The following is a 12747-nucleotide window of genomic DNA, read 5'->3' on the forward strand; positions in this document are numbered from 1 at the left end:
ATATCATCATTCAATTATAATACATATAATTACCTAATCAGCATACATCCTAAAACAGTCCTTTATGTATAATTCGCTCGGGATTTTTGGGCATTTACTGAAAGGATAAACCTTATATGAATAAACTTAGATTGAACTCGGATTATTTCTTCAAGTTTTCGCCAGACTTACTTTGCATTGCTGGGTTCGATGGATTCTTCAAAAGGATAAATCCTGCCGTTTCAAACCTTTTAGGTTACACCGAAGAAGAACTATTGTCACGGCCTATTAACAGCTTTATCCACCCACTTGATAGAAATCTAACCGCTGAATATCGAGAGAGCATTAAAAAAGGCAAGCCTCTTATGAATTATGAAAACCGCTATTTAAAAAAAAGCGGAGAAACAGTGTGGTTATCATGGACATCAATGCCTTTAAATGAAGACAACTTGGTTTATGCTATTGCCAAAGACATAACTCATAAAAAGAAACTAGAAGAAGAGCGGAATGCTTTATTGGCCAACCTTTCAATGATGAATAAGAAGTTGAAAGACTTATCATTCACCACTTCACACGACTTGAGAGAGCCTGTGAATAATCTATTTGGCATTCTCCACCTTTTAGATACCTCTGAAATTAAAAATCCAGAAACCTTAAATTTGATTGAGCTTCTGAAAAAAACGGCCGAAAAACTTGAGCTTAAAATGAACAAGCACCTTAATGAGCTGAGTGAAAACGCTAAAGTTTCAGTGAAGATTGAAGATGTATCATTGGCAGAGGTATTAAAAACCGTGCAAGACTCTATTGGCGCATTAATAAGTAATTCAAAAGTGGTTTTTCAGATTGATTTCACCGCCTTTCAGACCATAAGTTTTAACAGGGATTATTTGGAAAGCATTTTCCTGAATCTCATTACCAATTCAATCAAATATGCCAAACCAAGTACCACTCCCATTATAACCATAAAAGCTAAAATGGTGGGGGAAGTTAAACGTCTGACATTTACCGACAATGGTATTGGCTTTGACAAAGATGCCGTAAAAGATAGAATTTTTGGTTTGAGCCAAACCTTCAACACCCGCCCAGAAAGTAAAGGCATAGGCCTCTACCTTGTTCATACCCACATGACCAACCTAGGCGGTCATATTTCAGTAGAAAGTAAAATTAATGAAGGAACAGAGTTTACGCTTTCCTTTAAAGGTTAGGCTTGATACTTTGCCTTTATCTTTTCAGCCATTTCGGCCAATTCTTCTTGACTTAAACTTAGCTTGGGTTTGCTAAAGTCGATATCAGAAATATTCTGAAGCGGAATTAAATGAATGTGAACATGGGGTACTTCAAGACCAATCACAGCCACGCCAATTCTTTTGCAAGGTACAGCAGCTTCCACTGCCTTAGCTACCTTTTTAGTGAAGCTATGTAGGTTCATGTAAGCATCTTCACCCATATCAAAAATATAATTCACCTCCTCTTTAGGAACGCATAATACATGACCTCTTTTCAATGGATTAACATCCAGAAATGCAATATTATTATCGTCTTCTGCCACTATATGGCCGGGAATTTCTCTGTTAATGATTCGAGTGAAGATACTTGGCATAATTATTCTAATGTAATGTCTAATATTTCGAATTGCATAGTGCCAGCAGGAGCCTTTACTTCTGCAATCTCACCAATTTTTTTATTCAAGAGTCCCTTGCCGATTGGTGATTCATAAGATATTTTTCCGGCCTTCAGGTCCGCTTCTTTTTCGGATACCAAAGTGTATTTTACTACCATGCCGTTTTTAACGTTTTTGATTTTAGCTGTTGAAAGGATTGAAACTTTAGAGAGGTCTACGTTTTCATCTTTCATGATTCTCGCATCACCCACAACTGTTTCTAGCTCAGCAATTCTCATTTCCATGAGACCTTGAGCATCTTTTGCAGCATCATATTCAGCATTTTCACTCAAATCACCTTTGTCGCGCGCCTCAGCAATCTGCTTCGACATGTCCGCTCTCCCTTTGGTTTTAAGGTGATGAAGCTCATCCTTCAATTTCTGCAAGCCTTCTTCCGTGTAATATGAAATTCCAGCCATAGTTTTAATTGTTTAATTTGTTATGCTATAAAAAACAAAGAACGGCTCCTAACAGAAACCGTTGCTTTAAATACAAAAATCGCCCGCAAAGGCGATGTATGCTCCAAATTTAAGCAAAATATATATACTCTCCTACTAACAGCAAGTTTACTCTGGTAATTGAAAAGGGCTTAAAATTAGATTTGAGGTATATTTATCAGCTTTCAAATAACTCAAAATGGTAATTAACCACCTCCTAAGTCAAGCCTTATTTGATTCTGACATTATGTGATAATGTGAAGCGATTTTCCCTACCAATACTTCGTTAATTCTTTTGTAAGAAGAGAATGTCCAGCCGCCTACATGCGGAGAAAAGACTATATTTTTCCGTGAAAACAAATCGGTAAACTGATTACGCTCATCTTCGGTCAGATTGTCGAACTTCTCCTTATCTAAAACATCAAGGGCAGCACCTTTTATTTTGCCTGAGTCCAACAATTCCAAAAGGTCTTTTGTTGGTAAAATCTCTCCTCGGGCGGTATTCAAAAGGTAAATATCCTTTCTGAAATTCTGAATAAAGTCTTTATTCACCCAAGCTCGAGTTTCTTCATTTAAAGGAATATGAAGACTAAGTATATCAGATTTGTCAAACAATTTCGCCAAGCTTACTTCCTCTACGTTTTTGGTTCCAAAACCCTTTTTATACTTGTCGTACACCAATACACGGCAATCAAAAGCCCTAAGTCTTTGCACAAAAGCTTGCCCCATGTAGCCATAGCCAATAATACCAATGGTTTTATCGCTAAGTTCGTCACCTCGGTTACCCTCTCTGTCCCAAACCCAATTTCTTACTTCGGCATCTGACTTTATAATATTGTTCAACATGGATAGCAAAAGCCCCATGGCGTGCTCGGCCAATGCATCTCTATTTCCTTCTGGGGCATTCAGAATTTCTATCCCCTTTGATTCCACGTACTGAACGTCAATTTTATCTAAGCCTGCTCCCGCTCGACCTATCACTTCTAATTTAACAGCAGCGTCAATCAGCTCCTGATCTACATCCGTTTTAGAACGAATGAGCAAGCCTTCATAATTACCAATAATACTGAGCAATTCACTTCGCGAAACCTGGGGTTGATAATCGGCATCAATTCCAATTTCTGAAAGCAATCCACAGATGCTCTGATGCATGTCATCTACAATCAAAAACTTCTTCTGCATAAGCTTAGAGTAATAAGTTGGCAATCAATAAATACACGGTTATTCCCAACATATCGTTGGCCGTGGTAATAAACGGTCCGGAAGCCAAAGCCGGGTTAATACCCAACTTATCTAATATCAACGGGGTTGCCGTTCCTGTAAACGAGGCCAGCAAAACTACGGCTTGAAGTGCAATAGCTACCACTAAACCGAGTTTAATTTCTCCATATAAATAGACAACGAAGAAGCTGATTGAGCCTAACACTAAACCTGTAAACATGGCAATAGCTACCATTTTCAAGAGTCGTTTTCCTAAACTATCGGTAAATACTGATTTAGTGGCTAAACTTTGAACTACAAGGGTTGAAGACTGCACTCCTACATTTCCGCCCGTAGCCATAATCAACGGTATAAAAAGGGCCAAGCCTGTAATGGTTTGAATTTGATCTTCAAAACCTCGAATTACATAAGCACCCACAATTCCACCTACCAAACCAATAATCAGCCACGGCAATCGGGCTTTCAGAATCACCCAAATGGTATCATCTTCCTCAACATCCGAAGATATACCCGACATCAACTGTCTGTCTTCTTCGGCCTGATCGGTAATTACATCTACAATATCATCTATGGTAATTCTACCCACTAGTTTTCCTTGAAGGTTGACTACGGGCACCACATCGAGGTCGTATTTTCGCATGATGTCAGCTACTTCTTCTTCATCCATATAGGTTTCAACAGAAATGACATCATCATCATAAATCTCACTGATGTGCGTATTATCATTGGCTAGCAAAATATCCTTCACGGAAACTTTACCCAATAGCTTATATTTATCGTCAACTACATAAACCGAGTAAATACGATCAACATTTTCACGCTGCCTTCTAATTTCTTCAATGGTCTGAACAATGTTCCAATTTAAATTGGCGATGATCATCTCCTTCGCCATTAAACCTCCTGCACAATCCTCATCATAGCGCATTAGCTCATGAATATGGGCAGCAGTATCTGGATCAATAATTTCAGAAATTACTTCTTCTCGTGTTTTGGCCGGAAGTTCATTGATGATATCTACCGCATCATCAGAATCCATTTCAGTAATGTAATCGGCTACTTCTTTAGGCGTAAAGTTTTCTAAGAATTTGGTTCTAGTGTCTTCTTCAAGGTCTTCTATAATTTCTGCCCCAACCTCATTATCCAATATATCTATGACATATTTGGCCATGTCGGCATTCAACTCATCTAGTAAGGCAGAAATATCGGCGGAATTCACCCCTTCCATCGTGTCGCGGATAAAGGCACTATTTTTTTCCTCAATGGCTATTTCCAGCGCACTGAGGTATTCTTTAGAAAGTTCAAAAATGGTTTTTACTTCTGACACGATGATATAAGATTCGTCAGTTCCACATACTGGTCAACAGAAAGCGTTTCTGCCCTTTGATCGAGCACTTTTTCTCCGCTGAGTTCCTCTGGCAAATTTATTGGTTTTAGTGCGTTGCGCAATGTTTTCCTTCTCATTTGAAAACCTGCTTTTACTACTCTTCTGAAAAGCACTTCATCGCAATCCAGGGCTTCTCTTTCGTTTCTTTTTAACCTAATTACCGCGCTATTTACCTTGGGAGGAGGGTTGAAAACATTAGGAGGAACCGTAAATAAATATTCTAGCTCATAATAAGCCTGTAAGAACACACTTAAAATTCCGTAGGCTTTGTTTCCAGGAGGCGAAATAAGCCTATCGGCCACCTCTTTTTGAATCATACAAACTACTTCAGGCACCTGCTGTTTTAAATCCAGCACCTTAAAAAATATTTGTGATGAAATATTATATGGAAAGTTGCCCACTACCCCAAATTTACCTGGGAAACGCTCTTCCATATTCAACTTCAGAAAATCACCTTCAATAATTCTTCCATCAAGCTGAGGGTAATGCTGTTTTAGGTAAGCCACAGACTCTCTGTCAATCTCAATTACTGAGGTTTCTTGTTTGTTTTGTAAGAGAAACTGAGTGAGCACCCCCGTTCCTGGGCCAATCTCTACTACTTTATTATAGCCTCCATGGCCAGTAAGTCCATCGGCAATACTTTTGGCAATGTTCAAATCTTTTAAAAAATGTTGGCCGAGGTGTTTCTTAGGTCTTACTGATGACATAGAAGTAACTTATGGAAAAAACATTAATTTGCGCAAAATGAGAATTCTGTTGAAGATTACTCAGAGCAGAGCTTCATTGTTCTTCTCAGATTCAAACCTACTTCAACTTTTCTTTAAAGATTACAAAAGCAGGAAATTCTTTGATTATGAATCTACATTCGGAAGACGAAACTACATACAAACCAGTAATTGGCATCACCATTGGCGATATTAATGGCATTGGCCCCGAAGTAATTATAAAAACCATTTCGGAACAGAAGCTTTATGATTACGCCACCATCATATTGTATGGTCACGGTAAAGCTTTTTCTCACTATAAGAAAATTCTAGACCTTACTAATTTCTCCTTCTATCAATTTAATAGTGGAGATAGGCTTCATGAAAAAAAAGCCAATGTAATTAACTGTTGGGAAGAAGATTTTGAAATTAAGCCAGGGGAAGAAAATAGCGAAGGAGGAAAATACGCACTAGCTGCATTACAAAAGGCTGTTGAGGATTTACAAAACGGGGTTATAGACGGAGTCGTAACAGCCCCTATTAGTAAAAACAATATTCAAAGTGGTGATTTCAACTTCCCTGGCCACACCGAGTTTTTCACTACCACCTTTGGTGCGAAAGACAGCTTGATGTTTCTCTGCAACGATCGGCTTAGAATAGGCGTAGCCACTGGGCACATTCCTTTAATGAAGATTAAAGAAGAACTAACCACCGAAAGACTGACCAGCAAGATTGATTTGATGTTAAAATCATTGAAAAAGGATTTTGGTATCATTAAGCCTAAAGTCGCTATTTTAGGACTGAACCCTCACGCTGGAGAAGATGGCCTATTGGGTTCAGAAGAAAAAGAACTAATACAGCCAGTAATCAACGAATTCAAAGAAAAAGGGCATTTGGTTTTGGGGCCTTACCCTGCCGATGGTTTCTTTGGCAATAACACCAATTCTCAATTTGACGGCATACTGGCCATGTACCACGACCAAGGTTTAATCCCTTTCAAAACCATAGCTTTTGAAGATGGTGTTAATTTTACCGCTGGTCTTCCGATTGTAAGAACATCTCCCGATCACGGAACCGCATTTGGCATTGCTGGCAAAAACGAAGCCGACCCAAGTAGTATGAGGGCTGCACTTTACATGGCACTTGATATTATACGAAACCGAAGAGAATAAGCTGATTAGTAGCAATTTAAAGCAGTTATTAATAGGACACTAACCGCCCGCAAGTAATTGACTAAGAATTGTTCGATAATTATTAATGAAATAAGTAAACACTATTTTAGGATTCAATTGAATTTTCATACCTTTGCAGTCCTGATTTTGAGAGGGGATAATTGAAACCAATCAGAAAATATGAAATACAGATCTTTAAGCTCAATACTGGGCTGCATGATTTTGAGTTTCTGTTAGATGATAAGTTCTTTGAATTATTTGACAATGATCTAGTTAGAAAAGGAAATCTTACTGCTAACATATCATTGAACAAGTCCGAAACAATGATTCAGACTGTTTTTCACATTAAAGGTTCCGTAGAACTGGAATGTGATAGAAGTCTAGATTTGTTTGATTTTCCGATAGACTTGGAAAGGCCGTTTATATACAAACTCGGAAACGAGTATGAAGAACTGTCGGATGAAGTAGTGGTAATACCACGCGACACCCAACAACTGAACGTAGCATCCATAATGTTTGAATTTATAGGACTTGAAATCCCCATGAAAAAACTTCACCCACGTTTTCAACAAGATGAAGACGATGAAAATGAAGATGAAGTACTCATGATATACTCTTCTGAAGAAGAGAATGATGAGAAAAATGAAGATCAGAAAAATGAAGAATCAATAGACCCAAGATGGGCTTCTTTGAAGAAATTGAAAAATAAAGAATAGCGAAAGCTATAAAATTGTAGAAAAATGGCGCATCCTAAGAGAAAAACCTCGAAAACCAGAAGAGACAAAGGTAGAACTCACAAAAAATTGCATGGCAAGGCTTTGGCTATTTGCCCAACTACCGGAGAAATGCATTTGCCTCACAGAGCTTTCTGGCATGAAGGAAAACTTTACTTCAAAGGTAAAGTAGTAATGGAAAAAGAAGTTTTAGCCTAAGTTTAACTTTTGGCTTCTTGAATATTTGCTCCTGAATCAACATTCAGGAGCAATATTTATTTATAGACACTTCATTTGACCAATATAGGGTTTCGTTCAATCTATTATTTGAATCTGAAGCATGAACCCTTATATTGGCGAATTATTTAGAAATAAGAATGGAGTTTTCCGTTCTATAAAATATTGAATGACTAAAATCAGAGCTAAAATCTCAGGCGTCAACGGTTGGGTGCCAGACTATGTTTTAACCAACAAAGAGTTAGAAACCATAGTAGACACTACTGACGAATGGATAACTTCCCGCACTGGCATTAAGGAAAGAAGAATATTAAAAGGAGAAGGTCAAGGAACCTCTGTTTTGGGTATTGAAGCTGTAAAAGGCTTACTTAAAAAAACCAATACCGATCCTTCTGAAATTGATCTTCTGATCTGCGCCACGACTACCCCCGACATGATGTTTCCTGCCACTGCAAATATTATTGCAGATGCCATTGGAGCAAACAACGCATTCAGTTATGATTTACAAGCAGCCTGTTCAGGGTTTATTTACGCTGTAACTACGGGTAGCCAGTTTATTGAAACAGGTAAATACAAGAAAGTTGTTGTAGTTGGAGCAGACAAAATGTCTTCGATCATAGATTATAATGAAAGAACGACCTGCATTATCTTTGGAGACGGTGGTGGAGCTGTTTTATTAGAACCTACTGAAGAAAATGTGGGAATTATGGACTCCATCCTTCGATCTGACGGATCGGGAGCACAACATTTGCACATGAAAGCAGGAGGAAGCCGAAAGCCAGCTTCGCATGAAACTGTAGACAATCGTGAGCATTACGTTTACCAAGAAGGCTCTGCAGTTTTCAAATTTGCCGTAACCAATATGGCCGATGTTTCTGCTGAAATTATGGCCAAAAACAACTTACAAGGAGAAGATGTTACTTGGTTAGTTCCTCATCAGGCAAACAAAAGAATTATAGACGCTACAGCAAGGCGCATGGAAATTGGTGAAGAAAAGGTGATGTTGAATATCCACAAATATGGAAACACAACCAGCGGAACCATTCCTCTCTGCCTTTGGGATTATGAAAGCCAACTAAAAAAAGGTGACAATCTAATTTTAGCCGCATTCGGTGGTGGATTCACTTGGGGGGCTATATATTTAAAATGGGCATACGACCCATCATAAAAATTCCAAAGGATCAAAATTGAATATTTGTAACTTAGTTTGAAATAAACGCATGGCAAGTACAGCAGATTTTAAAAACGGTCTTGTAATTGAATACAATCACGACCTTTACGCAATCACCGAATTTCAGCACGTTAAGCCTGGAAAAGGACCTGCATTCGTAAGAACAAAACTAAAAAGCATTAGAACAGGAAAAGTGTTGGACAATACTTTCACTTCTGGTGTAAAAGTAGTGACAGCAAGAATTGAAAAAAGACCTCATCAGTTTCTTTTTAAGGATGACTACGGTTATAACCTGATGAACTCAGAAACTTTTGAACAAGTTGCAGTGCCTGAAGAGTTAATTAACGCACCTCAACTTATGAAGGATGGACAAGAAGTAGACGTTCTATTTCATGCAGAAACTGAATCTGTTTTGAGTGTAGAGTTACCGGCATATGTAGAACTTGTTGTAACTTACACCGAGCCTGGCATTAAAGGAGATACGGCCACGAACGCCACAAAACCTGCCACGCTAGAAACTGGTGCTGAAATTCAAGTACCTTTGTTCATCAATCAAGACGACAAAATAAAAGTAGATACTAGAACTAATTCATACGGTGAGCGTGTAAAATAGCCACCATCTCAACGAAATAATCGAATTGTTATGAATGCTAAAGAAATCAAGAATATGATCGACTTCATTGCTAAATCAGGTTTAGCAGAAGTCAACATTGAAACTGAAGAGTTCAAAATCAAAGTTAAAAGAGATAACGAAGGAAAGGTAATTGCTACTGCGCCTTCTATACCTCAACCCGTTGCAGCTGCCCCAGTAGCCGCAGCTCCAGCCCCTCAAGAAGCAGCTAAACCCGCTCCAGCAAATGATGAGTCGAGCAAGTATGTTCAGATTAAATCACCAATGATTGGTACTTTTTATCGCTCACCAAAGCCTGAAGACCCTTCATTTGTAAATGTTGGAGATTCAATATCAGCTGGCGATAAAGTTTGTATCGTAGAAGCCATGAAGTTATTCAACGAAATTGAATCTGAAATTTCTGGCACCATCGTAAAAGTATTGGTTGAAAATGCATCACCAGTAGAGTATGATCAACCATTATTCTTGGTAGATCCTGCGTAAGAATTTGGTTAAGGGGCTTAGCTTTTAAGCCCTCAATTATTTCTCAACCTAAAATATCTATTGTAGTGTTTAAAAAGATATTAATTGCCAACAGAGGCGAAATTGCCCTTCGTATTATAAGAACATGTAAGGAAATGGGCATTAAAACCGTAGCGGTTTACTCTGCGGCCGATAAAGACAGTCTACATGTTAGGTTTGCAGATGAGGCCGTCAATATTGGCCCAGCACCTTCCAATCAGTCTTATCTTAAAATACCTCACATCATCTCTGCTGCAGAAATTACTAACGCAGATGCGATCCACCCTGGATATGGTTTTCTTTCAGAAAACGCTGAATTTTCCAGAGTTTGTCAAGAATACGGCATCAAGTTCATTGGAGCTAGTCCTGAAATGATTGATAAAATGGGTGACAAGGCTACGGCCAAAGACACCATGAAAAAAGCAGGTGTTCCAACTATCCCAGGGTCTGACGGCTTATTAAAGTCTGTAGAAGAAGGACTTAAAATTGCCAACGAAGTTAAATATCCTGTAATTCTAAAAGCCACTGCTGGCGGTGGTGGAAGAGGAATGAGAATTGTAAAAGACGATTCACAATTCCAAAAAGCTTGGGACGATGCCAGAATGGAATCTGCTGCAGCCTTCGGAAACGATGGACTCTATCTTGAAAAATTTGTTGAGGAGCCGCGTCACGTTGAAATTCAAATTGTAGGTGACAGTACTGGACGCGCTTGTCACCTTTCTGAAAGAGACTGCTCTATTCAAAGAAGGCATCAGAAACTTGTAGAAGAAACCCCTTCTCCTGCCGTTAGCCAAGACCTAAGAGAAAGAATGGGAGCAGCCGCAGTTAAAGCTGCTGAATCTATTGGTTATGAAGGCGCTGGAACTGTAGAATTCCTTTTGGATAAACATGGTGATTTCTACTTCATGGAAATGAATACGCGTATTCAAGTGGAGCACCCTATTACAGAAGAAGTAACCGATTTCGACTTAATCAAAGAACAAATTAAGGTTGCAGCAGGCGAGAAAATTTCTGGTAAAAACTACTTCCCTAAACTCTACGCAATGGAGTGTAGAATCAATGCTGAAGACCCTGCGCATGGCTTTAGACCGAGCCCTGGTAAAATCACAAACCTACACACCCCTGGTGGACACGGAGTAAGAATTGACAGTCACATTTACGCTGGCTACACTATTCCGCCAAACTACGATTCAATGATTGCGAAGTTAATTGTAACAGCTCAATCACGTGAAGAAGTATTGGTAAGAATGAAGAGAGCTTTAGAAGAATATGTAATTGAAGGTATAAAAACCACTATCCCTTTCCATATCAAGCTAATGGACGACCCTAAATTTAAGTCGGGCCAGTTCACAACAAGCTTCTTAGAAGGTTTCGATTTTTCTGGAATGTAGAAAACTGTTACATATAATATTTAGAGAAGGTCACTTTTGTTTAGAAGTGACCTTTTTTTATGATGAATAAAATGAATTACAAAGGTATTGAGGTATATAATGAAGTACAGGAGTAGAAAGCGCAATAATGGTTGCACATATAAAATATTTTAAAGTATTTCGCTGTATTGTTCACAAGAGATTACACTAAATTATAGTTTGAAGTTTTCTATAAAAGTCGATTCAACCAACCCCCATTCTAACTAAGTAATGATCTTACAATCAAGTCTAAAAACCAAAGTTTGGATATATGGAATCATGGTCTTGATTTCATTGATCTTTACCACACAGCAAGCAGCTGACTATCGCATTTATGTTGCCGCGGGTAGAGTAATGATTGATGAAAAAGCCAACCCATTTTTGGATGAGGATATGGTTGAAACAGAGCCTGATGGAATAGTAACACCTCATGCTCAATATAGGTATGCACCCATTTTCGGCATCGCACTTTATCCTATATCTCTATTGCCAAAACAGGTCTATATATTTCTGTGGTTATTCTTCAATGTATTCCTGCTGTATAAGTCTATCCTATTATTTAGAGAATTCTTCTCGGAGCTCAAATCAGACACTAAGCTTTTCGGAATAACGGCAATACTCACATTAATTCTCGGGATACGTTTTTGGGGACAAAACCTCCAGTTAGGTCAAACTACTATTTTACTCGTTTTTCTATCAGTGTATGCATTACAATTGTCTAGAAAAAATAAGCCCGTTTTGGCTGGTCTAATGTTAGCCCTTGCTATTGTTACTAAAATAATGCCCTTGCTACTGATTGGCTACTTTATTTATAGAAAGGATTTCAAGACACCTGTTTTCACTATAATTTTTACAGTGCTCTTAGTCTACCTACCGGCTTTAATTGTTGGTATTGACTATAATAACTTCTTGATCCAAGAATGGTACAACATTATTAACCCCGCTAACAAAGAGTATACGTTAGAAACTAAAACAGGCATTTACAACCTATCTGCATTCATTTTTGCCTATTTCACTGAAATGCCTGATGATAAAATTACGGGCAACAGAAATATTCTTTCTCTATCATACGAGATTGCAGGTATACTTACCAATATTGCTAGAGGGGCTTTGATACTTTTCACGCTATACTTTGTCAGGAGCCTTCCTTTTAAAGCATGTAAATCAAGCGTACATGCCTTTTGGGAATTCGGTTACATCTGCTTAGCATTTCCATTGGTATTTCCAGCGCAAAATAAGTACTCCTTTTATTATATCTTACCGGCTCTGTTCTTCATGGCGTATTATATGGTTCAGAAGTACAAAGCAGAAGGAGGTTTAAAAGGAATACCCTTAAAAATTTTGATCCCAATGAGCATGTATTTCATCCTTACTACTTTAACATCGTCTAACATTGTTGGTAAGTATTGGTACGATCAGACACAGTTTTACAAAGTAATTACCTTTGGAATCATAGCTCTAATTGTCGCTTATGCACAGATAAAGCCTTCAATGCTCGACACCATTCAATCAGAAAAAAATCAGTAAC

The 12747-nt window shown here is 38.3% G+C and carries 14 protein-coding genes; 9 read left to right on the forward strand and 5 right to left on the reverse strand.

Annotated features, from left to right (window positions below):
- The first annotated feature begins 116 nt into the window (after positions 1–116).
- Positions 117–1184 (forward strand): PAS domain-containing sensor histidine kinase, encoded by a 1068-nt coding sequence (locus tag MB14_RS05350; RefSeq protein ID WP_062590274.1) that lies wholly within the window; start codon positions 117–119, stop codon positions 1182–1184.
- Here the strand turns inward: MB14_RS05350 and MB14_RS05355 are convergent.
- The 5 genes from MB14_RS05355 to rsmA form a co-directional block, all read right to left on the reverse strand.
- Positions 1181–1579: an HIT family protein gene (locus MB14_RS05355; protein ID WP_062590276.1), complete on the reverse strand. Its 399-nt coding sequence runs from the start codon at positions 1577–1579 to the stop codon at positions 1181–1183. The genes MB14_RS05350 and MB14_RS05355 overlap by 4 nt on opposite strands.
- 2 nt (positions 1580–1581) lie before the next feature.
- Positions 1582–2058: a transcription elongation factor GreA gene (gene greA / locus MB14_RS05360; RefSeq protein ID WP_053222807.1), complete on the reverse strand. Its 477-nt coding sequence runs from the start codon at positions 2056–2058 to the stop codon at positions 1582–1584.
- 240 nt (positions 2059–2298) lie between these two features.
- Complete coding sequence (locus MB14_RS05365; protein ID WP_062590278.1) at positions 2299–3258, reverse strand: NAD(P)-dependent oxidoreductase; 960 nt, start codon at positions 3256–3258, stop codon at positions 2299–2301.
- Between the two features lie 4 nt (positions 3259–3262).
- Entirely contained in the window at positions 3263–4621 is a 1359-nt protein-coding gene (mgtE, locus tag MB14_RS05370) for a magnesium transporter (RefSeq protein ID WP_062590280.1), read from the reverse strand.
- Positions 4609–5388 (reverse strand): 16S rRNA (adenine(1518)-N(6)/adenine(1519)-N(6))-dimethyltransferase RsmA, encoded by a 780-nt coding sequence (gene rsmA, locus MB14_RS05375; protein WP_062590282.1) that lies wholly within the window; start codon positions 5386–5388, stop codon positions 4609–4611. The genes mgtE and rsmA overlap by 13 nt, the downstream gene beginning before the upstream one ends.
- Positions 5389–5534: 146 nt before the next feature.
- On the opposite strand from rsmA, the gene pdxA reads away from it, so the two are divergent.
- From pdxA to MB14_RS05415, 8 genes are all read left to right on the forward strand, one after another.
- On the forward strand, positions 5535–6557 hold the full coding sequence (pdxA, locus tag MB14_RS05380) for a 4-hydroxythreonine-4-phosphate dehydrogenase PdxA (protein ID WP_062590285.1): 1023 nt from the start codon (positions 5535–5537) through the stop codon (positions 6555–6557).
- Positions 6558–6718: 161 nt separating this feature from the next.
- The gene (locus MB14_RS05385; protein WP_062590287.1) at positions 6719–7273 is read left to right on the forward strand and encodes a YceD family protein; all 555 of its coding nucleotides are present in this window, start codon (positions 6719–6721) and stop codon (positions 7271–7273) included.
- A gap of 24 nt (positions 7274–7297) precedes the next feature.
- Positions 7298–7489: a 50S ribosomal protein L32 gene (rpmF, locus tag MB14_RS05390; RefSeq protein ID WP_053222813.1), complete on the forward strand. Its 192-nt coding sequence runs from the start codon at positions 7298–7300 to the stop codon at positions 7487–7489.
- A 187-nt stretch (positions 7490–7676) separates the two neighbouring features.
- Entirely contained in the window at positions 7677–8675 is a 999-nt protein-coding gene (locus tag MB14_RS05395; protein WP_062590290.1) for a beta-ketoacyl-ACP synthase III, read from the forward strand.
- A gap of 52 nt (positions 8676–8727) precedes the next feature.
- On the forward strand, positions 8728–9291 hold the full coding sequence (efp, locus tag MB14_RS05400) for an elongation factor P (RefSeq protein ID WP_062590292.1): 564 nt from the start codon (positions 8728–8730) through the stop codon (positions 9289–9291).
- A 30-nt stretch (positions 9292–9321) separates the two neighbouring features.
- Complete coding sequence (accB, locus tag MB14_RS05405; protein WP_062590295.1) at positions 9322–9792, forward strand: acetyl-CoA carboxylase biotin carboxyl carrier protein; 471 nt, start codon at positions 9322–9324, stop codon at positions 9790–9792.
- Between the two features lie 65 nt (positions 9793–9857).
- Entirely contained in the window at positions 9858–11201 is a 1344-nt protein-coding gene (gene accC / locus MB14_RS05410) for an acetyl-CoA carboxylase biotin carboxylase subunit (RefSeq protein WP_062590297.1), read from the forward strand.
- Positions 11202–11450: 249 nt separating this feature from the next.
- Positions 11451–12746: a glycosyltransferase family 87 protein gene (locus tag MB14_RS05415; protein ID WP_084375969.1), complete on the forward strand. Its 1296-nt coding sequence runs from the start codon at positions 11451–11453 to the stop codon at positions 12744–12746.
- Position 12747 lies beyond the last annotated feature (1 nt).

The organism is Roseivirga ehrenbergii (genome assembly GCF_001593005.1).
Classification (GTDB): Bacteria; Bacteroidota; Bacteroidia; order Cytophagales; family Cyclobacteriaceae; genus Roseivirga; species Roseivirga ehrenbergii.

Bases quoted from the DNA above. Each gene is read 5' to 3' on its own strand.
- MB14_RS05350 (WP_062590274.1), top strand. From the start codon at position 117: ATGAATAAACTTAGATTGAACTCGGATTATTTCTTCAAGTTTTCGCCA.
- MB14_RS05355 (WP_062590276.1), bottom strand. From the start codon at position 1,579: ATGCCAAGTATCTTCACTCGAATCATTAACAGAGAAATTCCCGGCCAT.
- greA (WP_053222807.1), bottom strand. From the start codon at position 2,058: ATGGCTGGAATTTCATATTACACGGAAGAAGGCTTGCAGAAATTGAAG.
- MB14_RS05365 (WP_062590278.1), bottom strand. From the start codon at position 3,258: ATGCAGAAGAAGTTTTTGATTGTAGATGACATGCATCAGAGCATCTGT.
- rsmA (WP_062590282.1), bottom strand. From the start codon at position 5,388: ATGTCATCAGTAAGACCTAAGAAACACCTCGGCCAACATTTTTTAAAA.
- pdxA (WP_062590285.1), top strand. From the start codon at position 5,535: ATGAATCTACATTCGGAAGACGAAACTACATACAAACCAGTAATTGGC.
- rpmF (WP_053222813.1), top strand. From the start codon at position 7,298: ATGGCGCATCCTAAGAGAAAAACCTCGAAAACCAGAAGAGACAAAGGT.
- MB14_RS05395 (WP_062590290.1), top strand. From the start codon at position 7,677: ATGACTAAAATCAGAGCTAAAATCTCAGGCGTCAACGGTTGGGTGCCA.
- efp (WP_062590292.1), top strand. From the start codon at position 8,728: ATGGCAAGTACAGCAGATTTTAAAAACGGTCTTGTAATTGAATACAAT.
- accB (WP_062590295.1), top strand. From the start codon at position 9,322: ATGAATGCTAAAGAAATCAAGAATATGATCGACTTCATTGCTAAATCA.
- MB14_RS05415 (WP_084375969.1), top strand. From the start codon at position 11,451: ATGATCTTACAATCAAGTCTAAAAACCAAAGTTTGGATATATGGAATC.